Genomic DNA, 24,721 nt, shown 5'->3' on the forward strand with positions numbered 1-24,721 from the left:
GTAGAAACCCATGACCACAGGCGTTCAGGTGATTTTCATCGAAGACGATGAACTGGTGCGCCGTGCAAGCGTGCAAAGCCTCCAGCTCGCGGGCTTCGAGGTAACCGCATTCGGCAGTGTGGAGGGCGCATCGCGCTTGATCGATGCCAGTTTCCCGGGCGTGATCGTGAGCGACATCCGTCTGCCGGGGGCGAGCGGTCTCGACCTTCTGGCTCAATGCCACGAGCGGGCGCCCGAAGTGCCGGTCATCCTCGTGACAGGCCACGGCGATATCTCGATGGCCGTCCAGGCGATGCGCGACGGCGCCTACGATTTCATCGAAAAGCCCTTCGCGTCGGAGCGTTTGATTGAAGCGGTTCGCCGCGCGCTGGAACGCCGCACGCTCGTGCTGGAAAACCGCGCGCTGCGGCGTGAACTTGCCGGGCAGAGCAGTGTGGCGCCGAGAATCATCGGACGCAGCCCGGCGATTGAACAAGTACGCAAACTGATCGCCAACGTCGCGCCCACTGACGCCTCCGTTCTGATCAACGGAGACACCGGCGCCGGCAAGGAACTGATTGCGCGTAGCCTGCACGACCTGTCGCCGCGCCGGGACAAACCGTTTATCGCGGTGAATTGCGGCGCATTGCCCGAGCAGATGTTCGAGTCGGAGATGTTCGGCTACGAGGCCGGCGCGTTTACCGGCGCGCAGAAACGCCGCATCGGCAAGCTTGAACATGCGTCGGGCGGCACGCTGTTCCTCGATGAAATCGAAAGCATGCCGCTTGCGTTACAAGTGAAGTTGCTTCGCGTGCTGCAGGACGGCGTGCTGGAGCGGCTGGGCTCGAATCAGCCGATTCGTGCGAATTGCCGCGTGATCGCGGCCGTGAAGGGCGATATGGCGGAGCACGTCGCGGCAGGTACGTTCCGGCGCGACCTGATGTACCGGCTAAACGTGGTGACGATCACGCTGCCACCGCTCGCCGAACGCCGCGAAGACGTGGTGCCACTCTTCGAACACTTTTTGCTCGATGCCGCCGTGCGATACGAGCGCCCCGCGCCTTTGCTCAACGATCGCCAGCGAGCCGAGCTGATGCAGCGTGACTGGCCGGGCAATGTGCGCGAACTGCGCAACGCGGCGGACCGGATGGTGCTGGGTATCATCGATGAAACCGGCGTTCCGCTCGATGCCGCCACGCAATCGCTCAAAGAGCGTACGGAGCAGTTCGAACGCGCGGTGATCGGGGAGGCGCTGGAGCAGTGCGGCGGTGTGGTGGCTGCGGCGGCCGATCGGCTGCAACTGGGCAAGGCCACGCTCTACGAGAAGATCAAGCGCTATGGGCTGGCGGCGAAGGGCGAAGTCGATCGGTAGGCCGCATGTGATCTTCTGCGTATTTTCCACGCCTTAAAAAGCAAAACGCCCGCCGATGAATCGGCGGGCGTTTTGCTTGTGCCTGGGGTAATGCGTCAAGCCGAACCGGTTTCAGGCTGCGTTCAGCGCTTTGTCGAGAAGCGCATCGAGTTCCGCGAACGTCGGCTCACCCACGTAACGCTTCAAGATCTTGCCGTCCTTATCCACGACAAACGTAGTCGGCGTCAATTGCACGTTGCCGAACTGCTTCGCCGCGCTGCCGTCGTCCATTGCAACCTTGAACGGCAGGTTGCGCGTCTGCGCGTAGTTGGTCACGTACATTGGCGCGTCGTATTTCATCGCCACCGCGACGAATTCCAGGCCGCGGCCCTTGAAGCGGTTGTATGTGTCGACCATCGCCGGCATCTCTTTCATGCACGTTTCGCAGTCGGTCGCCCAGAAGTTGATCAGGTAGACCTTGCCCTTCAGATCCGTCGATGTCGAGATCTTCTGACCCGACAACAGCGTGAACGTGGCGTCCGGAACGCGTTGCTGGCCGCCGAACGCAAAGTAGCCGGTGCACGCAATCACGCCGGCGACAACTGCCATCAAGATATAGCGCAGCGGGCTCTTGCTGCGCCCGGGTGAAACCTGTGAATTTTCTGACATGGAAACCTCGAGCGTGCTCGGTTCGTATCTGGTTCGTACTCGACTGATTTGCAACAACGCGCAGCAATGCCAGCTTGCCGGGATGCAGGGCATTTTAGCCCCAATCTTGAAAAAGCGTTCTGCGTGCGGCTTGCTGTGAGCCTTTTGCAAGGCAGGGCACAGCCCCGTGTGGCAGCCGCCGTCTTGGTCACCGTCAACGGTTTCAGCACCGGCAGCGGATAATCATGCTTTTCCCCCAGTTTTTCTCATGATCCGATCTTTTTCCCGCGCCTTGAAACGCTTTGTTTTTCACGCCGTAGTGCCTTCCCCGCGCACGCTGTTCAAGTCGGCCGCTTCGACCACCACGCTGCTGGTCACCGCCGCCGCGCTGCTGGCCTGCACGCCGGCCTATGACTGGCGCACGATCCAGAACAACGACGACGCCTACGAAGTTACCTTTCCAGCCAAGCCGCGTTCCGACGCCCGTGATATCGACGTCGCCGGCAAGCCGATGCACATGAAGATGCAGATGGCCGAGGCGGGCGACGCGGTATTCGCCGTCGGTACGGTTGATTTGCCCAACGCCGACCCCGCGACCCAGCGCGCTGCGCTCGATTTTCTTCAGCAAGGATTGGCGCGCAACCTCAATACCGCGCCCGCTGCGCATCCTGTGGATATCGAAGTGGCGGCAGGCGGACGTTTGCCCGGGGCGGAAATCACCGTCAGCGGGACGAGTTACGCGAGCGAGGCGAGCGCCAACGGCCAGAAGAGCGAAACGCGTCAGATCCGGGCCCGTTTCATCGCCAAAGGGACGCACGCTTACCAAATCGCAATCGTCTCAACCAAGGCGCCGCCGGCCGATCAAATCGATCAATTTTTTTCCTCGTTCAAACTTTTTTAAGTATTTGCCCCGAATCGCGTCCATTCGTTCGTCAATATTTCTCAAATTGAACGACGCGCAGCAAACGTTTCGTATCTGAGAAGTCGCACAAGCATTTACAGCTAAAACTAGGATTTATCTCAGTTTTTTCAACTATCCACAGAGGCTGTGGATAACTTTGTGGAAAACATCGCCGCGCCCTCGCCAAGTGCCCGTCCGACGCGGCTTTCCTTACTTTGCCTTGATTCAGTGCAGTCAAAAATAGTTAATAAAATCAAAGGCCTGACGATCATTGACAAAATAGGTGTTTGATCAGATGTTAGAGAAACAAAGAACGATGCAATGTGCATAAGTCAAGTCTTGACAGCCGATTTTTCTTTTTTGCGGGCGGCAGTTCCGACGTGTGGTTTATGCGGTCGCAAATGCCCGTCGATATTGAATTGCTTCGGCGAGGTGAGTCGCGGTGGGTGAATCGGCCGCCGCGAGATCGGCGATCGTGCGCGCCACTTTCAGAACGCGGTAATACGCTCGTGCCGACCAGCCGAAACGTTCGCTGGCTTCGCGAAGCAAGGCTTCGCCGGTGGCATCGAGCGGGCAGACAGCGTCCACTTCCCGTCCGTCCAGCTCGCGATTCGTCTTTCCTTGCCGTTCGAGTTGCCGGTCGCGCGCGTCGGCGACACGCCGTGCAACGACCGCGCTGGTCTCGCCAACGGATGCACTCCTCCCGGACAATTCCGCCGGCGACAACGCGGGCAATTCGATCTGGATATCGATGCGATCGAGCAGCGGCCCCGACAACTTGCGCAGATACCGCGTAGCGACGTCGGGCGTGCATCGGCAGCGGCCGTTCGGATCGCCGCGCCAGCCGCACGGGCAGGGATTCATGGCTGCGACCAATTGACACGCCGCCGGAAAATCGGCCTGATGCGCGGCGCGTGAAATAGTGATGCGGCCAGCCTCCAGCGGTTCGCGTAGCGTCTCGAGCACCTTCCGGTCGAATTCGGGCAGTTCGTCGAGGAACAGCACGCCGAGATGCGCCAGCGTGATCTCGCCGGGTTGCGGCGGATTGCGCCCACCTACCAGCGCAACCGAACTCGACGAATGATGCGGCGCACGAAACGGTCGCTGGCGCCATTGCGAGGGCGAAAATCCGAGCATGCTGGCGGACAGAATGGCCGCCGAGGACAACGCTTCGTCGTCGGTCATGGGCGGAAGAAGGCTGGGTAGCCGGGCGGCGAGCATTGACTTGCCGGCGCCGGGCGGTCCGACCATCAGCAGATGATGTCCACCCGCAGCCGCAACCTCGAGCGCGCGGCGTGCGCCGGGATGGCCGATCACATCGACGAGATCGGGCAACGGCGCGCGCCTGCGCAGCGGGGAATCGGGCGCCGCACCGCGGATAGGTGTAAGACGACCCTCGACGGAACCACTCAGGTGTGCACACAAAGCGGGCAGATTGGCGGCCCCGAATACATCGATACCCGGGACCAGCGCCGCTTCCGCCGCACTTCCCAGGGGCAGATAGATTTCGGGCATGCGGGGATCGGACTCGCGGATGGACGCGCCTTCGAGCACCGACCCGGCGCGCGCATATTGACGCGCCGCGCCACAGGCCATGGCGAACGCGCCGCGCATTGGGCGCAGTGCACCGGTCAACGACAATTCCCCGGCGAACTCGCGATTCAGCAGCGCATCGGCCGGAATCTGGCCGCTCGCTGCAAGAATGCCCAAAGCGATCGGCAGGTCAAAACGGCCGGATTCCTTTGGCAGGTCGGCGGGAGCGAGATTGACGGTGATGCGGCGGACGGGGAAATCGAAACCGCAATTCTGGAGTGCTGCGCGCACCCGCTCGCGGCTTTCACGAACTTCGAGATCGGGCAAGCCGACGATTGAAAACGAAGGTAATCCATTGGCGAGATGAACCTCGACGGTCACCTCGGGCGCACGCCCAGGGGCGGGCGCGCGGCTGCGCACCACGGCAAGCGACATGATTTTTTCCCCGCTGCCGTTGCCTCGCTAATTCGAGGCGCCGGCTTAATGATCCAACATCACGGCTCGCTTAGCCGATGACACGCTTTAGAACATCTGGACTTCAGTCCTGGACACTGGACGAACTGGACGACGGTCCGCCGCCCAGCTTCGCTTCCAGTTGCGCGACGCGTTGTTCCAGTTCCTCGAGCCGGGCGCGCGTACGCACGAGCACTTGCGTTTGGGTATCAAATTCTTCACGCGTCACCAGATCCAGCTTCGAAAAACCCTGGGACAGCATGGCTTTCATATTCTTTTCAATGTCCTTTGCCGGCGAATTCTTGAGCAGCTCGCTCATCTTGGCCTGGAAGTCATTGAACATGTCATTCGGTTGTTTCATGCGGTTTTCCTCTTGCGCACCATATAAGTGCATTCATTGTTAGCTCAGTGCTCCGGCAAACCGGATGATCCAATTTGGTGCGTACTCTGGCGCACCAGGAGAACCCCGACCCCTCCGCGCAACACGATGCCGCGCTTTGGAACACACCTGCTTGCTGGACCTTGCGAGCACTCTAGCAACGATCCACGGTGCGCGCCAGCGAACGCAAGCGTTGCTGGCCATCCGGTCTACGCCCACGCATTGCATGCCCTTCGAGCCGGTTTGACCGGTCATGGACACGCGCATGGCATACGAGTTGCATATGTGGCCCGGGCCTTGTCCGTGCGCGCTTTTCCGGGCGGTCGGCAATGCGGCGTGGCGCATCAGACACCACTCGCGACGGACATGAGGCAACGGGGATCAGGCATCGGACCAGATTAAAGCGCTCACGCGCCAACTCTGTTCGACACACAGCGAGGGATACATGAAGCTTATTACCGCAATCATCAAGCCGTTCAAGCTCGACGAAGCACGCGAAGCGCTATCGGCTATTGGCGTCTCGGGCATCACCGTGACCGAGGTAAAAGGCTTCGGCCGCCAGAAGGGCCACACGGAGCTGTATCGCGGCGCCGAATACGTGGTCGATTTCCTGCCGAAAGTGAAGATCGAAGCGGCGGTTTCCGACGACATCGTCGACCAGGCGATCGAGGCGGTCGAGCGCGCGGCTCGCACGGGCAAGATCGGCGACGGCAAGATCTTCGTCACCCCGATTGAACAAGTCATTCGCATTCGCACCGGTGAAACCGGCGCGGACGCTCTCTAAAAAAAGACACGGCGATAAGAGGAAACAGAAGAATGCGTAAATTATTGATGTCCTTGTTGATGGCGGGGTCGCTCTTGGGAGTGAGCGTCGGCACCGTGATGGCGCAGGATGCATCCGCGCCAGCGGCTGCATCCGCCGCGGCTTCAGACACGACCGCAGCGGCACCCGCAAGCGCACCGGATACAGCCTCCCCAGTCAGCGCCGATACGGCCCCGGCTTCGGGCGCTGACGCAGCATCGGCGGCCGCTCCGGCTTCCGGCGCATCCGACGCCGCACCGGCCGCGCCGACGGCACCGTTCTCTGTTGATTCATCGAAGATCAATTCCGGCGATACCGCCTGGATGCTGACCTCCACCGCCCTCGTGCTGTTCATGACGATCCCGGGCCTGGCGCTGTTCTACGCGGGCATGGTCCGCAAGAAGAACGTGCTCGCGACCGTGATGCAGAGCTTCGCGATCTGCTGCCTGGTCACGATCCTCTGGACCGTGGTTGGCTACAGCCTTGCGTTCACACCGGGTAACGCATTCATCGGCGGCTTCTCGCGGGTGTTCCTGCACGGCATGAACTACATCCACGGCGACAAGGCGACCACCCTGACCGTCAGCCATCTGGCTCCGACGATTCCGGAATCGGTCTACTTCGTCTACCAGATGACGTTCGCGATCATCACCCCGGCGCTGATCGCCGGCGCGTTCGCTGACCGGATGAAGTTCTCCGCCATGCTGGTATTCATGGGACTGTGGACGATCATCGTCTACTCGCCGATCGCGCACATGGTCTGGGAACCGACGGGCTGGCTGTCGGCGGCTGGCATCCTCGACTTCGCAGGCGGCACGGTGGTTCACATCAACGCCGGTATCGCAGGTCTGGTGTGCTGTCTGGTGCTCGGCAAACGGGTCGGTTACGGCCGCGAAGTCATGGCGCCGCACAACCTCGTGCTCTCGCTGATCGGTGCTTCCATGTTGTGGGTCGGCTGGTTCGGCTTCAACGCGGGTTCGGCAGTGGCGGCTGATGGCCGTGCCGGTTTCGCAATGCTCACCACGCAAATCGCTACCGCATTTGCCGCGTTCGGCTGGATGTTCGCCGAATGGCTGGCCAAGGGTAAGCCTTCGGTGCTCGGCATTATCTCGGGCGCGGTGGCAGGTCTGGTGGCAATTACGCCGGCTTCGGGCTTCGTTGGCGTGACCGGCGCGATCGTGATCGGTATTGCGGCTGGCGTGGTTTGCTTCTGGTCGGCAACGTGGCTCAAGACGAAGCTCGGCTACGATGATTCGCTCGACGCGTTCGGCGTCCACGGCGTGGGCGGTATTCTCGGCGCGCTCCTGACCGGCATCTTCGCGGTCAAGGACATTGGCGGCGCGGACGGCAGCATCCTGCTGCAAGCCAAGGGCGTTCTCACCACGCTGGTCTACAGCGGCGTGGTCAGCTACATCCTGTTGAAGGTTATCGACATGGTCATGGGTCTGCGTGTCACAGAAGAAGAGGAACGTGAAGGCCTCGACGTCTCGCTGCATGGCGAACACGTCGAATAAGAAGTTTTTTCGATGGAGGTGATGCCCGGCGCGAGAGGTCGCGGTGTCATCCCCTGATCGAGCGCAAGCAATAGCAGTAAGGCTCCGAGACAAGCGCAGCGATTTTGCCCGCCCACTTAGTGGCGGGCATTTTTTTTGCCCTCGTTTTTGTCCCGCTTTTGTGCGAGGTAATGGTTTCTGGCTGGCGGGATTGATGCAAACACCGGCACGAACCGTGCGAATAGGCTTGGGAAAAGGCAGTTCATACCCAAATACGTGAGGCGTTTGTTCTACAATCTTTCCTCTTAAGTCCGCGAGTCATCAATGGTTCCGCACCTCGTTACGGCTTTAAACGGCCCTTTGCTCGATCTCGAGCGGAAGATACTCGACGCGACGCCGTCCATCGAACGCTGGTTTCGGCTGGAGTGGCAAGAACACACCCCGCCGTTCTATTGTTCGGTCGACCTGCGCAACGCCGGTTTCAAGCTCGCTCCCGTCGATACCAACCTGTTCCCCGGCGGCTTCAACAACCTGCCGGTGGAAGTGTTGCCGCTCGCCGTGCAGGCCGCGATGGCGTCGATCGAAAAGATCTGCCCCGACGCGAAGAACCTGCTCGTGATCCCCGAGCGCCATACGCGTAACGCGTTTTATCTCGAGAACGTTGCGCGGCTCGCGACCATCATGCGTCAGGCCGGGCTGAACATTCGCTTCGGCACGCTCGACGAGAATATTCACGGACCGGTCACCATCGCGCTCGCCGACGGACAGAAGATTGTCCTCGAACCGCTCGAACGCACGCCGCGCCGGCTGGGCCTGAAAAACTTCGATCCCTGCTCGATCCTGCTGAACAATGACCTGTCCGGTGGCATTCCGCCCGTGCTGGAAAACCTGCACGAGCAATATCTGCTGCCGCCGTTGCATGCGGGCTGGGCCGTGCGCCGCAAGTCGAATCACTTCGCCTGTTATGACGACGTCGCGAAGAAATTTTCGAAGCTCGTCGAGATCGATCCGTGGATGATCAACCCGTATTTCGCGCACGTGGAAGGCGTGGATTACGAGGCGCGTACCGGCGAGGAAGCGCTGGCGGATGCAATCGATGGCGTGTTGAAGAAGATTGCGAAGAAGTATCGGGAGTATGGAATCAGCGAGAAGCCGTATGTCGTGATCAAAGCCGATGCCGGCACCTACGGCAAAGGCGTCATGACGGTGCACGACGCGTCGGAAGTCGCCGCGCTGACGAAACGCGAACGCGTGAAGATGAACGACGCGAAAGAGGGCCTCGAAGTCCACGACGTGATCGTGCAGGAGGGCGTCCATACATTCGAGCGCGTGGAAAATGCAGTCGCCGAGCCGGTGGTCTACATGATCGACCGGTATGTGGTGGGCGGGTTTTATCGTGTGCACGATTCCCGTGACCGCGACCAGAACCTCAACGCGCCGGGCATGCATTTCGTGCCGCTCGGCTTCGAGCATACGGCCTTGCCCGACGCCCATGCGAAGCCCGGCGCCGCGCCGCCGAACCGCTTTTATATGTATGGCGTGGTGGCGCGGCTGGGGTTGCTCGCGGCATCGGTGGAACTGGAAAAAACCGATCCGGAAGCCATTCAGGTCTAAGCTTCACCCCATCACGACGGCCGCACGAAGTTGCGGCCGTTTTGCACTTCAGGCGCGAACCCGCGCGACGTGTTAAAAATCGCGTATTGCAGGGCGCTGTTTGCCGCCGCCTATTGAATAAACCAAGGCCGAACGGCCGCTCTGGACGCTTATGGACATCCTTTTTATCGCCGATCCGCTCGATCACTTCAAGATCTACAAAGACACGACCTACGCGATGATGGCCGAAGCCGCGCGTCGCGGACACACGATCTACGCGTGCGAGCCGCAACATCTGGCCTGGGTCGGCGGCAGGGTAGAAGGGGCGGTCCAGCGCGTGACAATCGTCGGCGACGAAGCAGATTCCGCGCGCTCGCCGTGGTATGAGGCCGCCACGCCGGAAGTGCTCGACCTCAAGCATTTCGGCGCTGTCCTGATGCGCAAAGACCCGCCGTTCGACATGGAATATGTGACGTCAACGTGGCTTTTGGAGTTGGCCGAGCGTACCGGTGCACGCATCTTCAACAAGCCGAGCGCGATCCGCGATCACTCGGAAAAGCTGGCGATTGGCGAATGGCCGGAGTTTGTCGTCCCCACGCTGGTCACCCGCGATGCCGCGCGTCTGCGCGCCTTCCACGCCGAGCACGGCGACGTGATCCTCAAGCCGCTCGACGGCATGGGTGGCATGGGCGTGTTTCGCGTGAAGGCTGACGGCATGAATCTCGGCACGATCGTGGAAATGCTCAGCGACAACGGCGCGCGTAGCGTCATGGCCCAAAAGTTCATCCCGCAAATTGTCGATGGCGACAAACGCATCCTGCTGATCGGTGGGCAACCCGTGCCGTATTCACTTGCCCGGATTCCACAGGGCAACGAAGTACGCGGCAACCTGGCCGCGGGCGGATTGGGGCGCGCACAACCGCTCACGGAAAACGATCGCAAGATTGCGGAAACGCTCGGACAGACGCTTTTCGCACGCGGCTTGCTGCTGGTCGGACTCGATGCCATTGGCGACTACCTGACCGAAGTGAACGTGACCAGCCCCACGTGCTTCCGTGAAATCATGGACCAGACAGGTTTCGATGTAGCCGGCATGTTTATCGATGCACTGGAACGCGCGGCCGCAGCTTAAGCAAGAAGCTGGCGATCAGTTTAATGACGAGCGGGAAGCGAGAAATTAGAGGTGGCTGTCGAAGAAGGCCGCCCAACCGTTGATTTCTCCCAGACTGTTACAATCTCCCGCTCATGAGATTCGTTTCGTGGCGCGATCCGGCCCCGAAATTGAAAGTGGAAACTTGCTGCAGCGCATAACGCTGCGCATAGCGTGCGAAATCCGACTAAGCTTAGGTATTGGCGCTTGTTGACGTTTCTGTACCCGGATCGATGTTGCAGTCGCGTTTTGCAATGTTTCGCGATTTTTCAGCACGCAATTGGCATATATAACAGCAAGTTCCCACAATTTCCGACGCATCTCGTCGTTTTGGGGCAGCACACTCTGACATGGCTGGCATTCTAATTATTGCGCACGCTCCGTTCGCTTCGGCGTTACGTGAGTGCATTACCCACATTTACGGCGGTTTGCCCGCACGCATTGGTGTGATCGATGTGAAGCCGGATTGCGACCCCGTTGAAGTCCGAGCGTTTGCGCGTTCCGAAATCGACCGTCTGAAGGAAGAAAACGGTGCGATCGTCCTCACGGACGTGTTCGGCGCGACGCCTGCGAATATCGCGCAAAGCCTGGCAAGCGGCAGCGTTCGCGTGCTCGCCGGCGTCAATCTGCCCATGCTCGTGCGCGCCGTCTGTTACAGGACCACGCCGCTCGACACATTGGCTGAAAAGTCGCTGCAAGGCGGATCGAAGGGCATTCAGGAGCTGGATGCCTCGACGCCCGCCAATCCCTGCGCAATGGCCAGCGCCGCAGCTGCGGCCGTTGCCAATTGCGCGGTGGGCGCCGCCGCGACCAGTTGCATGCCCGCCAAGGTGGCAAGTCACTGAGCCGCGCTTGAGCGCGTTAAGTTGCTCCGCTGACGGCACATTGGCCGCACGTTAAGAAGATCGTTAAAAAGCATTGACCCAGCTGCATCGCGTCAGCCCTCTCACCTAGCGCCCGGAGCATCATGCTGCAACAGGAAACAACTATCGTGAACAAGCTGGGGCTGCACGCGCGTGCTTCAGCCAAGCTCACACAACTGGCGGGAAACTTTCAATGCGAGATCTGGATGAGCCGCAACGGCCGCCGGATCAACGCGAAAAGCATCATGGGCGTGATGATGCTCGCGGCGGGAATCGGCAGTACGGTAACAATCGAAACTGAAGGCTCCGACGAAGCAGAAGCCATGAAGGGCATCCTTGCGCTCATCGCAGATAAATTTGGCGAAGGACAATGACGTTGTCCTGCCTGCAGCACTGAGAAAAAGCCGCGCATTGACGCGGCTTTTTTGTGCCCGTGGACATGGCGTTGACACGCGGCGCAACAAACTGCGTCAGTTTGTGACAGAAAGTTGCTGCAGCGCAAAGCGTGCCAAATCGCGTTCGAATTTATAATGGTGCGCGGATCGCATCGCCAGCCGGTGGTCGACAAAACCGCGAGCCACACCCATAACTAGAGAGAGGTGCGCGTGTCGTTCACGCTGCATGGAATTCCCGTTTCGCGCGGTATCGCCATCGGCCGCGCGTATCTGATCGCGGCGGCTGCACTCGATGTCGATCACTATCTGGTCGAACCGGATCGCATCGACAGTGAAATTGAACGCTTTCATACGGCGCAAGCGCAGGTGCACGCGGAGCTGGACGCCTTGCGCGACGATCTGGCTGCGGATGCCCCCAGCGAAATGGGCGCGTTTATCAACGTCCATTCCATGATCCTGAACGACGCCATGCTCGTTCACGAAACCATCGATCTCGTCCGTACGCGCCGCTACAACGTGGAGTGGGCGCTGACCGAGCAGCTTGAAATCCTGAGCCGCCATTTCGACGATATCGAAGACGAATACTTACGCGAACGCAAAGCCGATATCCAGCAAGTCGTGGAGCGCGTGCTGAAGGCGCTGGCCGGCGCACCGTCCACCGCTACGCTTGTCGTGGATGGCGCGGCGACCAACGGGCACAACGACATGATCGTGGTCGCCCACGACATCGCGCCCGCCGACATGCTGCAGTTCAAGACCCAGGCGTTCAAGGGTTTCGTGACGGATCTCGGCGGCCGCACGTCGCATACGGCTATCGTGGCGCGTAGCCTGGGTATTCCGGCGTCGGTCGGCGTGCAGCAGGCGAGTGCGTTGATCCGGCAGAACGACTTGATCATCGTGGATGGGGATCACGGCATTGTGATCGTCGATCCCGCGCCGATCGTGCTGGAAGAGTATTCGTACCGGCAGAGCGAAAAGGTGCTTGAGCAGCGCAAGTTGCAACGCCTCAAGTTCTCGCCGACGCAAACGTTGGACGGCACCAAGATCGACTTGTGCGCGAACATCGAATTACCCGACGACGCGAAGACCGCGCTCGATGCCGGCGCGATGGGCGTGGGCCTGTTCCGCAGCGAGTTCCTGTTCATGAATTACAAGGACGAGTTGCCGGAAGAAGAAGAGCAATTTGCGGCCTATCGGCGCGCGATCGAATTGATGAAGGGCCGGCCGGTGACCATTCGCACGATCGACGTGGGTGCGGACAAGCCGCTTGAATCCATGGGCGGTGGCGACGGTTACGAGACCGCGCAGAACCCGGCGCTGGGTCTGCGGGCAATCCGCTGGAGCCTGTCCGAGCCGCAGATGTTCATGACGCAATTGCGGGCTATCTTGCGGGCATCGGCGTTCGGCCACGCGAAGATCCTGATCCCGATGCTCGCGCATGCGCAGGAAATCGACCAGACGCTCGACCTGATTCACGAGGCGAAGCGCCAGCTTGACGATGCGGGTATCGACTACGATCGCAACATTCAGGTCGGCGCGATGATCGAGATTCCGGCGGCCGCGATTGCCGTGCGGCTGTTCCTGAAGCGGCTGGATTTCCTGTCGATCGGGACCAACGACCTGATCCAGTACACGCTTGCAATCGATCGCGCGGATAACGCCGTCGCGCATCTGTATGACCCGTTGCATCCCGCGGTTTTGCACTTGATCGCGTTCACGCTGCGCGAAGCGAAAGCTGCGGGCGTCCCGGTTTCGGTGTGCGGTGAAATGGCTGGCGACCCGACCGTGACACGCCTGCTGCTCGGCATGGGCCTCACCGAGTTTTCGATGCACCCAAGCCAGTTGCTCGTGGTCAAGCAGGAGATCCTGCGGGCGGACTTGAAGGCGTTGCAAAAGCCGGTCGCGGACGTGCTTGCCGCGTACGAACCCGCGGAGTTGCTCGCCGCGCTGGCGGTGCTTCAGAGGGCTTGAGCGAGGCCGCGCTCGGCGATGAGTTTATCGACCACGCGCATCACGAACTCAGGCGTGATGATTGCTGTGCATTGAAACTGCTGCGGTTTGTCGAAGCGGCGGGGGCACCAGGCGAAGTTCTTGTTGTCGAACTGCGAAGTCGTGTCGTTGAAGCAACTGTTGCAGCCGTGAAAGTTGATCACGCGATACGGCGTGCGGAACTCGGTCGACGGATGAGAGAAGCCGCTGATCATGACCACCGGGGTGCCCACGGCCCATGCCAGCCAGGACAACCCGCTTCCGAGGCCGACAAAAAAATCCGCGTGTTGCAACAGGCTCATGCGTTCCTGGAGCGGCCGGTTGCCAGTGAAATCCTCGGCGCCTTCTGGCATTACGTTCATGTACTCGGTGTTGCCATACTCCTTGTCGCGGTCAATGCATAACACGCGATATCCTTGCGTTTTCAGATGCTCGATCAGCGTTGGCCAGCCGCGCGGATTGTTCCAATACTTGCATTGCGCCGTTGATTGCGTTGCTATGCATACATAGCGCTCGGCAATCGTGCGCGTCGTATCCTCTATAACCACCTTCGGCCGGCGTTCTTCGGAAGGCACGCCAAGCATATAAGCAATCATGTCCTGCATGTTGGATATACGCGGATCAGTGGGTTGATGATCGCGTTCGGAGAAGGGCTTGAGCAAACCCGGGTAATACGTCGCGTAATACGTCTGGCTCTTGAGTTCAGCTTCTGTCCCGATATGAATATCCGGATAGCTTTCTCGAAACAGCGGCTGCAAGTGCTCGGGCAACTGCATGTAGATTTCGCATTGGTGCTGTTCCCTGAATGCGTCGAAAATCGGCAGCCACGCGAGCGAATCGCCTAACGCCAGACGCGCCATGTGCAACAGAACTTTTTGCTTGGTGGCGTCGAATGCATGGGAGAACACCAGTCGCGAGCCGTCGAATACTTGCAAGAGGAAGCGCACGAAATACTTGCGTCGACTAGTGATTATCGCGTTGGCCTCCACGGCTTCGTCCAGAAGAACGTTGAACGTGTCGAGGTCAGTCATCCGAACATGCCACCCGTCTACGGGTACCTGTACCCGGCAACCGTAGTTGAAATCGTAGAGGATACCTTCGGGTCCTGTCAGCGCCGGGATACCGGGCTTGGCGAATTCGGTCTCGGTCCTGCCGCGCTGCGTGCTCGTATTTGCGGTGTTGCTCACGTGTGGCTCCAATTGCGTTGAAAGTGTAGTAGCCACGATAAGCCGGCCCGACGATCAGAAAAATTGGAGAACTCTTAAATTTGAGACGGCGAGGGAACATGCGCGCTCGCTGACGCACGGCCGGAGAGCCGAGCAGGCTGTCAGGCGGTGCTGCGATGACCTGATTGGGCTTGCGAAAACAGACTATTTCTGTGCGTACGTTCCGCAAACCGGGCAGGTTGCCTGCCGTGCGATGCGCATCGTGTTCCATTCCATGTGCAACGAGTCGAGCATCATCAGGCGGCCTTCGAGCGTCGTACCGAATCCGCCAATCACGCGTAACGCCTCGGCCGCCTGCATGGCCCCGATGATCCCGACCGTCGGCGAGAAGACGCCCATGGTCGAGCACGCGACTTCCTCGAACGCTTCGTCCGGCGGGAACACGCAGGCGTAGCACGGGGATTGCGCTGAGCGGAAGTCGAAGGTGCTGATCTGGCCGTCGAAGCGAAGTGCGGCGCCGGAGACGAGCGGGATGCCGTGGGCGAAACAGGCGGCGTTGATCGCGTGGCGAGTGGCGAAGTTATCGGTGCAATCGAGTACGACGGTGGCGTGTGGGACGTGCGTGTTGAGCCAGTCCTTGTCGGCGCGGATGGCGACGGTATTGACCTTCACGCCGGGATTGAGGGCGGCGAGTGTATGACGGGCCGAATCCACCTTCGATTCACCGACCGATGCGCTCACGTGCAGGATCTGGCGCTGGAGATTGGTGAGATCGACGGAATCGGCATCGACCAGCGTGATCTCGCCGACACCCGCCGCCGCCAGATACATCGCGGCCGGAGACCCGAGCCCACCCGCACCAATGATGATGGCGTGCGCATCGAGAAAGCGCTGCTGCGCTTCGATGCCGATTTCATCGACGAGGATGTGGCGGGAATAGCGGAGAAGCTGATCGTCGTTCATCGAGCGCTCAAGTAGGCTACGACCGGAATGCCTGAGAGCACGAAACAGGCGCGCGGTCGCGAAAGCGCTATTTTAATCGCGTGTCGAGGGGCGTTGGGGCAGAGCACTTACTCCGGTCCCAGGCAATCACAAGATGCTGAGGTGGAACCGGGAGCGTAACGGGGGAGTCAGACTGGCGCGGCACCTATGTTGTGCCGGAGGACGGTAACGTGAATTCGTTGCTGGTTACTGCTGAATCAGTCGGCGCGGCTATTGAGCCCGCGCCGATTGATTCCGGGACCAAACTTACTGTGTAGCCGAAGCGGGCACCGGTGCAGACGCGGGCGCCGGCGTGGCGTCGGCACCCGGCACATCGGAGGCCGGCGTTGCATCCGCCCCTGGCGTAACCGGCAACGCGGGTTTGACAGCAATAGGAGCCGAAGCCGAGGGAGCCGGCTTATCCTGCGCCAGTTTCCTTTCGGAATAAGACTTCGATTCCTGCACCGGCTTGCCTTCCAGCTTGTTCAGCGCTTGTGCGAGCATGAAGTCATCGGCGGTGCCGAAATCGACAGGCTTGCGCTCGCGATCCTTACGGCGTTGCTCCGGCGTCTTCTTGTCGTTCTGCTCTTCAAGAATCCGCAGTTGCTCGAGCCGGTCCGCTTCGCGCGCGTCCTGTTCCTTCTTCTCGTTCGGGTCTTGCGTATTGGCCAGGTGGTTTGAATAATCCACTTCGCGCGTGACGAGCGCGTCGTCCGGATCACCCTCAGCGTACTGGTCGACCGGAACGTCCGGGCGGATCCCCTTGTTCTGGATCGACCTGCCGCTCGGCGTGTAGTAATACGCGGTGGTCAGACGCAGCGCGGTGTCGGCGGTCATTGGCCGGACGGTCTGTACCGAGCCCTTGCCGAACGTGGTCTTGCCAACAATCAACGCACGATGATGATCCTGCAGCGCGCCCGCGACGATCTCGGAAGCCGACGCCGAGTACGCATTGGTCAACACGACCATGGGTACTTTCTTGAAGATTTCCGGCAGGTTCTTCAGCGGATCGGAGTCGAAGGACGGCAGGCGATAGTTGTCGTACGTATCGCGGAAGGTTTGCTTCGCGTCCGCGATTTGCCCATTCGTCGACACCACCACGGCGTTATCCGGCAGGAACGCACCGGCCACGCCGACCGCGCTCTGCAGCAAACCGCCGCCGTTGTTACGCAGGTCAAGCACAAGGCCCTTCAGGTCCGGCTGCTGGCGCGCGAGATCTTGCAGCTTCGCGGCGAGATCCGGCACGGTGCGTTCCTGGAAGCTCGTGATCCGGATGTAGCCGTAACCCGGCGCCGGAATCTTCATCTTCACGCTCTGCACCTGGATGATCGCGCGCGTCACCGTGACCGGGAAGGTCCGGTCGTCGGTCTTGCGGAAGATGGTCAGCGTGACCTTCGTGCCCGGATCGCCGCGCATTTGCTTGACGGCGTTATCCAGCGTCATGCCGCGTACCGGCTTGTCGTTGATGCGCGTGATCAGGTCGCCCGGACGAATGCCGGCGTGGAACGCCGGCGTATCTTCAATAGGCGAGATCACCTTGATCAAGCCATCTTCCGCCGAAATCTCGATACCGAGACCCGCGAAGCGACCCTTGGTCTGCTCCTGAAGCTCTTCGTAATCGGTTTTATCTAGATATGACGAATGCGGATCGAGGCTCGATACCATGCCCTTGATAGCCGCGGTGAGAAGCTTTTTATCGTCGACCGGCTCGACGTATTCATGCTTGATTTGCCCGAATACTTCGGCAAACAACCGCAATTGATCGAGCGGGAGAGGCGCGGTGGCGGCTTGCTGGGCGGATGCGGAGAGTTGCAGCGTTGCAAATACGCCGGTAGCAAGGCCCGCGGCGATCAGGCCGATGTTTTTCAGGTTCTTTCGCATAGAGTCTGTTGCGGTCGAAAGCGGATTAGGCTGCGTCGTGGTTGACTGGGCAGTATAACTGCAAGCCCCGGACCACAACTTAAACGCAGCTTAAAGGGTTTCGCCGGGAAATGAATGGGCGGGTTCTTTTTATGCGTGATGGTTTCAAAACCAGTGTCCGTCCGCAAATGTCGGGCCCGGATTAAGGGGATTCGCAACGCGCGAGATCGGACGGCTTATTTTCGCGCGTTCGGACGATAAGCGCTGAGGCGGAGGAATGGAGGGTGGGCGCGCTTTCCGGGATGCGGGCCAACGGCTGGGGACCGTGTCGGCTGAAAGCGCGAACGCGAGAGTTGCCGTTACCTTAGAGCCGCGCCGCAAGGGGCATAAATCACGGAATACCGTGCGCAAGCGGCCACGCGAGCTCGCACGACTGCTCCCTCTCAGCGATACATCCGGTGAGCAACACGACCGGCGTGAACACGAGAACCCCCCCGGCATGCTTCAAACCAACGGTCATGAGTGCCGGATCAGAGCACCCGCAACCGTCGGTCATTCTCGAAACAAAAACCCTTAACCCGCCTTCCCTTGTTTCGCGACCGCCGCCTGCGCCTTGGCGATTGCTTCCGGGTCGCCGAGATAATAGTGCTTGATCGGCTTCAGGTTTTCGTCGAGTTCATACACGAGCGGCACGCCGTTCGGGACGTTCAGGCCGACGATGTCGTTGTCGGAAATATCGTCCAGATACTTGATCAGCGCGCGCATGGAGTTGCCGTGGGCGGCAATCAGCACACGCTTGCCCGACTTGACGGCCGGCGCAATGGATTCGTTCCAGATGGGCATGACGCGGGCGACCGTGTCCTTCAGGCACTCGGTCAACGGCAACTGCTCGCGCGGCACTCTTGCATAGCGAGGGTCGTTGAACGACGTGCGTTCGTCGGACGGATCGAGTGCAGGCGGCGGCGTGTCGTAGCTTCTGCGCCAGATCAGCACTTGCTCGTCACCGTATTTCTTCGCGGTCTCGGCCTTGTTCAGACCGGCGAGCGCACCATAATGCCGCTCGTTCAACCGCCACGAATGGACGACTGGCAAGTACATTTCGTCCATCTGGTCCTGCACGTGCCAGAGCGTGCGGATCGCGCGCTTGAGCACCGAGGTGTAAGCCAGGTCAAAGCTGAAGCCGGCTTCCTTCAGCAGCACGCCGGCCTGCTGGGCCTCACGAATGCCTTGTTCTGTCAGGTCGACGTCGACCCAGCCTGTGAATCGGTTTTCCTTGTTCCACGTGGATTCGCCGTGGCGGATGAGCACTAGCTTGTACATGATGTCCGTTGAGAGGTCGGTTAGTTAGGAAGCGGCAAAAAAGCTGGAAACTGGCATCGATTCTGTGCGGCAACGCGTTCTGGCGCAACTCAGCCGATTGGCCGAGGCCATCGCGGCGGACGGTTATTTTATAATGGCTGGATTGTCCCGATTTTTTTCGACCTTTTCATTTTTTCACACTCCCAATCCGGCGGTCCCGACGTGAAGTTTTTCACCGATTACACCAACCTTGTTCTTATCGCCGTCGCCCTCATTTCTGGTGGGTTGCTGCTTTGGCCGACGATTGTCCGGCGCGGCCGCGGAAGTGTTTCCGCTCCCGAGGCCGTTCAACTGATCAACCGGCGTAACGCCTCCGTGATCGACGTACGGCCGGCCACCGAGTATTCGAAGGGGCATCTGCCGGCGGCGCGAAACTTCGAGATTTCGGAGCTTCAAGCAAAAATTGGCCAGATCGCGAAGAATAAGAGCAATCCGGTCTTGCTCGTGTGTCAGACCGGCCAACAGTCCCAGAAGGCGAGCCAGATCGTGAGCGATGCCGGTTACGCCGAAGTCCACGTATTGCAGGGCGGGCTGGATGCCTGGCAAAAAGCCGGCATGCCGGTCGTGAAACAAGGAGCGGTAAAGTGAATAAAGTGATCATGTACAGCACGCAGGTGTGCCCGTATTGCCAGATGGCCGAACGTCTACTAAAGTCGCGCGGCGTGGAAAACGTCGAGAAGGTGCTGATCGACCGTGATCCGGCGCGGCGTGAAGAAATGATGACGCGTACGGGGCGCCGTACGGTGCCGCAGGTATTTATCGGTGAGACGCATGTTGGCGGTTACGACGATCTGTCCGCGCTCGATCGCAAAGGCGGCCTGGTGCCGCTGCTCGAGGCCGCCTGAACAAGCAGCGGATCATCAGGCCGGGCGCGTCGGCCTGATGATCCGCTGCGCAATTACGCCGCCTGCGGTTTTCAGCCGGAAAAAACCGGAAAAGCCGCGGGTAGCACATTAAATAATCAAGGGAAACAACCATGTCTGACGACAACAACCAGCCGTTCTTCAACATCCAGCGCATCTACTTGAAGGACATGTCGCTCGAGCAGCCCAATTCGCCGGGCATCTTCCTCGAGCAGGAAATGCCGTCGGTGGAAGTGGAAGTGGACGTGAAGGCCGAGCGCCTGGCGGAGAGCGTGTTCGAAGTGCTGGTAACGGGCACCGTGACCGCGAAGGTGACCGACAAGGTCGCGTTCCTGATCGAAGCCAAGCAAGCCGGTATTTTCGATATCCGCAACATTCCCGCCGATCAAATCGATCCGCTGGTCGGCATTGCGTGCCCGACCATCTTGTTCCCGTACCTGCGCTCGAACATTGCCGACGCCATCACCCGCGCCGGTTTCCCGCCGATCCACCTCGCCGAGATCAACTTCCAGGCGCTGTACGAACAACGTATTTCGCAGTTGTCGGCAGCTCAGGAAGGCGTGGCCAACGGCGCGACGCTGAACTAAATCCCGCATATTCCGGAGCCGGGCATGCAAGTAGCCGTTCTCGGCGCCGGTGCGTGGGGCACCGCACTGGCTGGCCATCTGGCCACTCGCCACTCTACGGTGCTCTGGGCGCGCGATCGCGCGCTCATCGAGTCACTGTCCCAAACGCACGAAAACGAGCGCTATCTACGCGGCATAACGCTGCCCGCAGCGCTTCAGTACGACGCTGACCTTTTTTCAGCGCTGGGTCACGGCGCGGCGGAAGACGCTCTGTGCGTCGTTGCAGCACCGGTCGCGGGCTTGCGCGCGCTCTGCCGCAACATGCGTGAACTGGATATAGTTCCGGCGCATATCGTCTGGTTGTGCAAAGGCTTCGAAGCCGACACGCAATGCCTGCCGAACGAGGTGGTGGCGGCCGAATTGCCGCAGCACGCGAGCAACGGCACGCTTTCCGGACCGAGCTTCGCGCGTGAAGTCGGGCAGGGTTTGCCGGTGGCGCTGACAGTCGCGAGCGCGTCGGCAACGCTTGGCGAGCGCACCGTTGCTGCGTTTCATCACGGCGCCATGCGCATTTATACCGGCGACGACGTGATCGGCGTGGAAGTGGGCGGCGCGGTGAAGAACGTGCTGGCCATTGCAACCGGCATTGCCGACGGCCTTGGCCTGGGCCTCAACGCCCGGGCCGCGCTGATTACGCGCGGACTGGCCGAGATGTCACGGCTAGGCGTGGCGCTGGGCGGGCGCGCGGAAACCTTCACCGGCCTGACCGGGCTCGGCGACCTGATTCTCACGGCGACGGGAGATTTGTCGCGCAATCGCACGGTCGGCATGCAGTTGGCAACAGGCCGTTCGCTCACCGACATCCTCGCGGCGCTAGGTCATGTGGCCGAGGGCGTACGGTGCGCGCGTGCCGTGCTGGCGCTGGCGGAGACTCATGGCATCGACATGCCGATCACACACGCCGTGTGTCGCGTGTTATTCGAAAATGTCGCGCCGCGTGACGCCGTTCACGCGTTGTTGAGCCGCGACGCAAAAGCGGAGTGAGGGATCTCCGGCGCAGGAAGACTGCGCCGGAGATCATTTATTCACCGCCCTCGAACCCTGTCTGACGCCATGCTTCGAACGTCACGACCGCCACCGTATTCGATAAATTCAAACTCCGGTTCCCCGGCCGCATAGGCAAGCGCACGCGCCGGTCATTCGTGAACTGCGTGAGCACCGTGTCCGACAAGCCCCGGGTTTCCGCGCCGAAGACGAACCAGTCGCCCGCCCTGAACGTATGCCCGAAAAATGGCGTGGAGCCGCGCGTTGTGAAGGCAAACATGCGGCTCACATCGGGCGCCTCGGTTTCGAGGAATGCCGCCCAGTTCGCATGAACATGCATCTGCGCGTACTCGTGGTAGTCGAGGCCGGCGCGGCGCATCTTGGCGTCGTCGAGAGGGAAACCGAGCGGTTCGATCAAATGCAGGCGGGCGCCGGTATTGGCGCATAGCCGGATCACGTTGCCGGTGTTCGGCGGAATTTCAGGTTCGACCAGTACGACATTGAACATAAGCGATAACTCGTGAAAATTAGTCTTGCGGCGTGCGCAGCGCGACGAAGTTGGTGACACGCCGCGCGCCGGCGGCTTTCAGCGTAAAGGCCAGCGCGTCGAGCGTGGCGCCGGAGGTCATGACGTCATCGACAATTGCCACGTGCTGGCCGCGTATCTCGCGCAGCACCGTGAACGCATTGCCGACGTTTGTGCGCCGTGTATCGAGATCGAGCTTTGCTTGCGGCGCCGTGTCCCTGATACGCCCGATCAGCGTTGCGTCAGCCAACGAGCCGAGCCGGCGCGCAAGCGGTTTCCCGATCGACCACGCCTGGTTGTAACCGCGCATCCTCAGGCGCCGTGGCGACAGCGGCACAGGAGCGACGACATCCGGTGCCGCCGCGTTGGTACTCTCGAATGCGGCGTGCAGCTGGCGCGCAAATTCGTCGGCCGCTGCCAGCCGCGCGTGGAACTTGAGATCAAGCGCGAGTGTATCGAGCGGCGCGTGGTAATCGGCCAGCGCGATGGTCGCGTCAAAATGCGGCGGCTCCGCAATACACCGCTTGCAAGGCAAATGCGCTCCACTTTTAACGCCAGCAGATGCGGCCGAGGCCGCGGCAAGCACCGGCACGGGCAGCGCACAAACCGGGCAACGCGTGCGTGTCTGGTTCCAATACTGTTCATCGCAGCCAGCACACAATACTTTCTGCGACAAATTGCCACACAATGCGCACTGACTGGGCAACGCGATGTCGCGCATCTGGCCGAGCCGCTGCATGGCCGTGGCAGAAGCCGCGCGCAGCGAGCCTGGGCCGCGCGATATGACACCAAGGACACCAAACCGTAGCTTCATACGTTCGATCCGGGTAAAGCGTGGCAGCGCAAAAATCGGCCCTGAGTGAGCGGCCGAGCGCTCAGGAGAACTGGCCGGAACCGTTGCACGGTCTGGTTTGGCTGAACGTTTCAGGAATCGACCGAGTATACTTCGCACTCTTAGAAAGTAGGTTGTCATGTCCCCAACTCCTGCCAACGCTGGCCGTCCGGCCTACGATTCGCTCCGTCTGCAGCGAATTTTCGACCGTCGCGCCTCGACGTTCGATGACGTCGCGTTCCTGCCGCGCGAGATCGCGCAGCGCATGCGCGAGCGACTCGACTACATCAAGGTAACGCCGGTGCGCGTGCTCGACGCGGGCTGCGGCATGGGCGCCGACTTGGCCGGCCTGCGCGAGCGTTTCGCCGATGCGTCGGTGCTCGGCATGGACTTGTCGGCGGCTATGCTGGCCCGGGCGAACCAGGCCGAGATGGCCGAATCCGAAGCCAACGCTGGCTGGCGGCGGTTTCTTCCCGCCACGCTGGGCAAGGCGTTCGGCGCGCGCGGCCCACAACTGGCGCAGGGCGACTTCGCTCACCTGCCGTTTGTTGCAAGCGCGTTCGAGATGCTCTGGTCGAATCTCGCGCTGCACTGGAATGCCCGGCCCGACCTCGTATTCCCCGAATGGGCGCGTGTGCTCAAGGTGAACGGCCTTCTGATGTTCAGCACGCTTGGTCCCGACACGCTGAAAGAGCTCAGCGGCGCGTACGCGCAGGCGGAAAAATCACTGGGCCTGGCGCCACAGCGGCACACCATCGAGTTCGTCGATATGCACGATCTCGGCGACATGCTGGTCGAGAGCGGCTTCGAGATTCCGGTGATGGATCAGGAGGTGCTGACGATCACGTACAAGTCGCCGGAATCGCTGCTGAAGGACGTGCGCCGCTGGGGTGCTTATCCGCGTGACGTTGTGCCGCAAACGCATGCTCGCGCGTTGCGTGACGCGCTTCACGCGGCGCTCGAAGCGCGCCGCCGCGAGGACGGCACGATCCCGCTGACCTTTGAAGTGATCTATGGACACGCATGGAAGGCAGTGCCGCGAATGACGGCGGAGGGGCACGGTATTGTGAGGCTCGAAGACATAGGACGAGGCTCAAAACGGAGCAAGTAAACCAGTCAAAACAGCCTTTCCCACTCCTCGATCACGCGTGTTGACACGCATCCAAAAGGATGCGGCAAAAGGGCGCAGAGGCTTGTGCGGCTTGGCTTTGCGGCGTGCACCACCTTGCTTGTGGATGCTGGGCAACGCGCCTATAATGCGTCAGTTTGTCGCCGGGCTGGCATGATTTTGGGCGCATTCTGAGTGATTGGCAGTGGCAACAGGTAGGCAGCAGGGTGTGCAGGAAGCTGGCAGCAGGTGGGCAACACGCGGCGCGGTTGAGACAAATCTGACGCGGGAATCCAACGCGGGAGACGGCGATGCAAGCAACGGATCTGCCGATGGACACCGAACCGGTCATAAAGGACTGGTTGATCAAGCGGAACTGTTCTGTCTCGCCGCGGCAATTCGTGGCGTTCTACGTGTCGCTTGCGCTGTTTTCGTTGCTGATCGCGAGTTTGCTGGTGTGGGCGGGCGCTTGGCTGGTGCTGCCTTTTACGGGTATCGAGTTGCTGGCGGTCGGTATCGCGTTCGTCATTTACGCGCGGCATGCTGTCGACTACGAGCGGATTCTACTGTTTCACGACCGGCTGCTGATCGAGCGGATGGACGCGGAAACACTCACGCAGAGGGAGTTCAATCCGCGCTGGGTGAGAGTCGAGCCGGGGGCAACACCGAGAGATCCGGTGAAGCTGGTGTCGCGGGGGGAGTCGGTGCCGGTCGGGATACATCTGGCGCAGCATCGTCGCAAGCAGTTCGCCGTCGAGTTGCGGACATGGCTGAGGCGCTGCGGCTGACGGTCTGAGGGTGCGCCGGCTGGGCGCATTCAGGATGTCCGGTTGGCAGCGCTCCGCGAAAAAGCACGGAACCGGGAAGCAAGAGGGGAAGTACGCGGG

At 60.7% G+C, this 24,721-nt stretch carries 24 protein-coding genes; 15 read left to right on the forward strand and 9 right to left on the reverse strand.

Annotated features, from left to right (window positions below; translation table 11 throughout):
* The first annotated feature begins 10 nt into the window (after nt 1-10).
* Entirely contained in the window at nt 11-1,351 is a 1,341-nt protein-coding gene (locus ACSQ8V_RS01200; RefSeq protein ID WP_213764731.1) for a sigma-54-dependent transcriptional regulator, read from the forward strand.
* A gap of 111 nt (nt 1,352-1,462) precedes the next feature.
* Here the strand turns inward: ACSQ8V_RS01200 and ACSQ8V_RS01205 are convergent, their stop codons facing one another.
* A complete protein-coding gene (locus ACSQ8V_RS01205) occupies nt 1,463-1,999 on the reverse strand; it encodes a peroxiredoxin family protein (RefSeq protein ID WP_158937127.1) in 537 nt (178 codons plus the stop codon).
* 166 nt (nt 2,000-2,165) lie between these two features.
* On the opposite strand from ACSQ8V_RS01205, the gene ACSQ8V_RS01210 reads away from it, so the two are divergent.
* The gene (locus ACSQ8V_RS01210; protein WP_436204658.1) at nt 2,166-2,879 is read left to right on the forward strand and encodes a hypothetical protein; all 714 of its coding nucleotides are present in this window, start codon (nt 2,166-2,168) and stop codon (nt 2,877-2,879) included.
* 387 nt (nt 2,880-3,266) lie between these two features.
* Here ACSQ8V_RS01210 and ACSQ8V_RS01215 read toward each other — a convergent pair whose 3' ends face one another.
* Nucleotides 3,267-4,847, reverse strand: coding sequence for a YifB family Mg chelatase-like AAA ATPase (locus ACSQ8V_RS01215; RefSeq protein WP_436204659.1), 1,581 nt, complete (start codon nt 4,845-4,847; stop codon nt 3,267-3,269).
* Between the two features lie 103 nt (nt 4,848-4,950).
* Nucleotides 4,951-5,226: an accessory factor UbiK family protein gene (locus ACSQ8V_RS01220; RefSeq protein WP_213764733.1), complete on the reverse strand. Its 276-nt coding sequence runs from the start codon at nt 5,224-5,226 to the stop codon at nt 4,951-4,953.
* Nucleotides 5,227-5,689: 463 nt separating this feature from the next.
* Between ACSQ8V_RS01220 and ACSQ8V_RS01225 the strand changes: the two genes are divergently transcribed.
* The 7 genes from ACSQ8V_RS01225 to ptsP all read left to right on the forward strand — a co-directional run bounded on the left by ACSQ8V_RS01225 (nt 5,690) and on the right by ptsP (nt 13,511).
* Entirely contained in the window at nt 5,690-6,028 is a 339-nt protein-coding gene (locus ACSQ8V_RS01225; RefSeq protein WP_031364354.1) for a P-II family nitrogen regulator, read from the forward strand.
* Nucleotides 6,029-6,060: 32 nt separating this feature from the next.
* Nucleotides 6,061-7,560, forward strand: coding sequence for an ammonium transporter (locus ACSQ8V_RS01230; protein ID WP_213764734.1), 1,500 nt, complete (start codon nt 6,061-6,063; stop codon nt 7,558-7,560).
* A 303-nt stretch (nt 7,561-7,863) separates the two neighbouring features.
* A complete protein-coding gene (gene gshA / locus ACSQ8V_RS01235) occupies nt 7,864-9,153 on the forward strand; it encodes a glutamate--cysteine ligase (RefSeq protein WP_213764735.1) in 1,290 nt (429 codons plus the stop codon).
* 151 nt (nt 9,154-9,304) lie between these two features.
* Nucleotides 9,305-10,264 (forward strand): glutathione synthase, encoded by a 960-nt coding sequence (gene gshB / locus ACSQ8V_RS01240; RefSeq protein WP_436204660.1) that lies wholly within the window; start codon nt 9,305-9,307, stop codon nt 10,262-10,264.
* Between the two features lie 368 nt (nt 10,265-10,632).
* Nucleotides 10,633-11,127, forward strand: coding sequence for a PTS sugar transporter subunit IIA (locus ACSQ8V_RS01245; protein ID WP_436204661.1), 495 nt, complete (start codon nt 10,633-10,635; stop codon nt 11,125-11,127).
* A 122-nt stretch (nt 11,128-11,249) separates the two neighbouring features.
* Nucleotides 11,250-11,519 (forward strand): HPr family phosphocarrier protein, encoded by a 270-nt coding sequence (locus tag ACSQ8V_RS01250; protein ID WP_031364349.1) that lies wholly within the window; start codon nt 11,250-11,252, stop codon nt 11,517-11,519.
* A 231-nt stretch (nt 11,520-11,750) separates the two neighbouring features.
* On the forward strand, nt 11,751-13,511 hold the full coding sequence (gene ptsP, locus ACSQ8V_RS01255) for a phosphoenolpyruvate--protein phosphotransferase (RefSeq protein ID WP_436180651.1): 1,761 nt from the start codon (nt 11,751-11,753) through the stop codon (nt 13,509-13,511).
* Here the strand turns inward: ptsP and ACSQ8V_RS01260 are convergent.
* From ACSQ8V_RS01260 to gpmA, 4 genes are all read right to left on the reverse strand, one after another.
* Nucleotides 13,499-14,716 carry an autotransporter strand-loop-strand O-heptosyltransferase gene (locus ACSQ8V_RS01260; RefSeq protein ID WP_436204662.1) on the reverse strand — a complete coding sequence of 406 codons (1,218 nt, stop codon included), beginning with the start codon at nt 14,714-14,716 and terminating at the stop codon, nt 13,499-13,501. The two genes, ptsP and ACSQ8V_RS01260, sit on opposite strands and share 13 nt — an antisense overlap.
* A 183-nt stretch (nt 14,717-14,899) precedes the next feature.
* Nucleotides 14,900-15,658: a HesA/MoeB/ThiF family protein gene (locus tag ACSQ8V_RS01265; RefSeq protein WP_436204663.1), complete on the reverse strand. Its 759-nt coding sequence runs from the start codon at nt 15,656-15,658 to the stop codon at nt 14,900-14,902.
* A gap of 285 nt (nt 15,659-15,943) precedes the next feature.
* Entirely contained in the window at nt 15,944-17,557 is a 1,614-nt protein-coding gene (locus tag ACSQ8V_RS01270; RefSeq protein WP_436180654.1) for a S41 family peptidase, read from the reverse strand.
* Nucleotides 17,558-18,109: 552 nt separating this feature from the next.
* A complete protein-coding gene (gene gpmA / locus ACSQ8V_RS01275) occupies nt 18,110-18,856 on the reverse strand; it encodes a 2,3-diphosphoglycerate-dependent phosphoglycerate mutase (RefSeq protein ID WP_213764743.1) in 747 nt (248 codons plus the stop codon).
* 201 nt (nt 18,857-19,057) lie between these two features.
* Between gpmA and ACSQ8V_RS01280 the strand changes: the two genes are divergently transcribed.
* The 4 genes from ACSQ8V_RS01280 to ACSQ8V_RS01295 all read left to right on the forward strand — a co-directional run bounded on the left by ACSQ8V_RS01280 (nt 19,058) and on the right by ACSQ8V_RS01295 (nt 21,368).
* The gene (locus tag ACSQ8V_RS01280) at nt 19,058-19,483 is read left to right on the forward strand and encodes a rhodanese-like domain-containing protein (protein WP_213764744.1); all 426 of its coding nucleotides are present in this window, start codon (nt 19,058-19,060) and stop codon (nt 19,481-19,483) included.
* A complete protein-coding gene (gene grxC, locus ACSQ8V_RS01285; RefSeq protein WP_158937140.1) occupies nt 19,480-19,740 on the forward strand; it encodes a glutaredoxin 3 in 261 nt (86 codons plus the stop codon). Before ACSQ8V_RS01280 ends, grxC begins: the two co-directional genes overlap by 4 nt.
* Before the next feature lie 131 nt (nt 19,741-19,871).
* Nucleotides 19,872-20,345, forward strand: coding sequence for a protein-export chaperone SecB (gene secB / locus ACSQ8V_RS01290; protein WP_089165294.1), 474 nt, complete (start codon nt 19,872-19,874; stop codon nt 20,343-20,345).
* Between the two features lie 24 nt (nt 20,346-20,369).
* Nucleotides 20,370-21,368 (forward strand): NAD(P)H-dependent glycerol-3-phosphate dehydrogenase, encoded by a 999-nt coding sequence (locus tag ACSQ8V_RS01295; RefSeq protein ID WP_436180656.1) that lies wholly within the window; start codon nt 20,370-20,372, stop codon nt 21,366-21,368.
* 37 nt (nt 21,369-21,405) lie between these two features.
* On the opposite strand, the gene trmL is transcribed toward ACSQ8V_RS01295, so the two are convergent.
* Nucleotides 21,406-21,876: a tRNA (uridine(34)/cytosine(34)/5-carboxymethylaminomethyluridine(34)-2'-O)-methyltransferase TrmL gene (trmL, locus tag ACSQ8V_RS01300; protein WP_213764746.1), complete on the reverse strand. Its 471-nt coding sequence runs from the start codon at nt 21,874-21,876 to the stop codon at nt 21,406-21,408.
* 19 nt (nt 21,877-21,895) lie between these two features.
* A complete protein-coding gene (locus tag ACSQ8V_RS01305; protein ID WP_436206571.1) occupies nt 21,896-22,633 on the reverse strand; it encodes a ComF family protein in 738 nt (245 codons plus the stop codon).
* Between the two features lie 232 nt (nt 22,634-22,865).
* Here ACSQ8V_RS01305 and ACSQ8V_RS01310 point away from each other — a divergent pair, with 232 nt between their 5' ends.
* Together ACSQ8V_RS01310 and ACSQ8V_RS01315 are read left to right on the forward strand one after the other, a co-directional pair.
* Nucleotides 22,866-23,837, forward strand: a complete 972-nt coding sequence (locus ACSQ8V_RS01310; protein WP_436204664.1) for a methyltransferase domain-containing protein — start codon at nt 22,866-22,868, stop codon at nt 23,835-23,837.
* Nucleotides 23,838-24,145: 308 nt separating this feature from the next.
* Entirely contained in the window at nt 24,146-24,622 is a 477-nt protein-coding gene (locus tag ACSQ8V_RS01315) for a DUF2244 domain-containing protein (RefSeq protein WP_436204665.1), read from the forward strand.
* The last annotated feature ends 99 nt before the right edge of the window (nt 24,623-24,721 follow it).

Origin of the sequence: Caballeronia sp. LjRoot31 (assembly GCF_964253885.1) — a bacterium.
Taxonomy (GTDB): domain Bacteria; phylum Pseudomonadota; class Gammaproteobacteria; order Burkholderiales; family Burkholderiaceae; genus Caballeronia.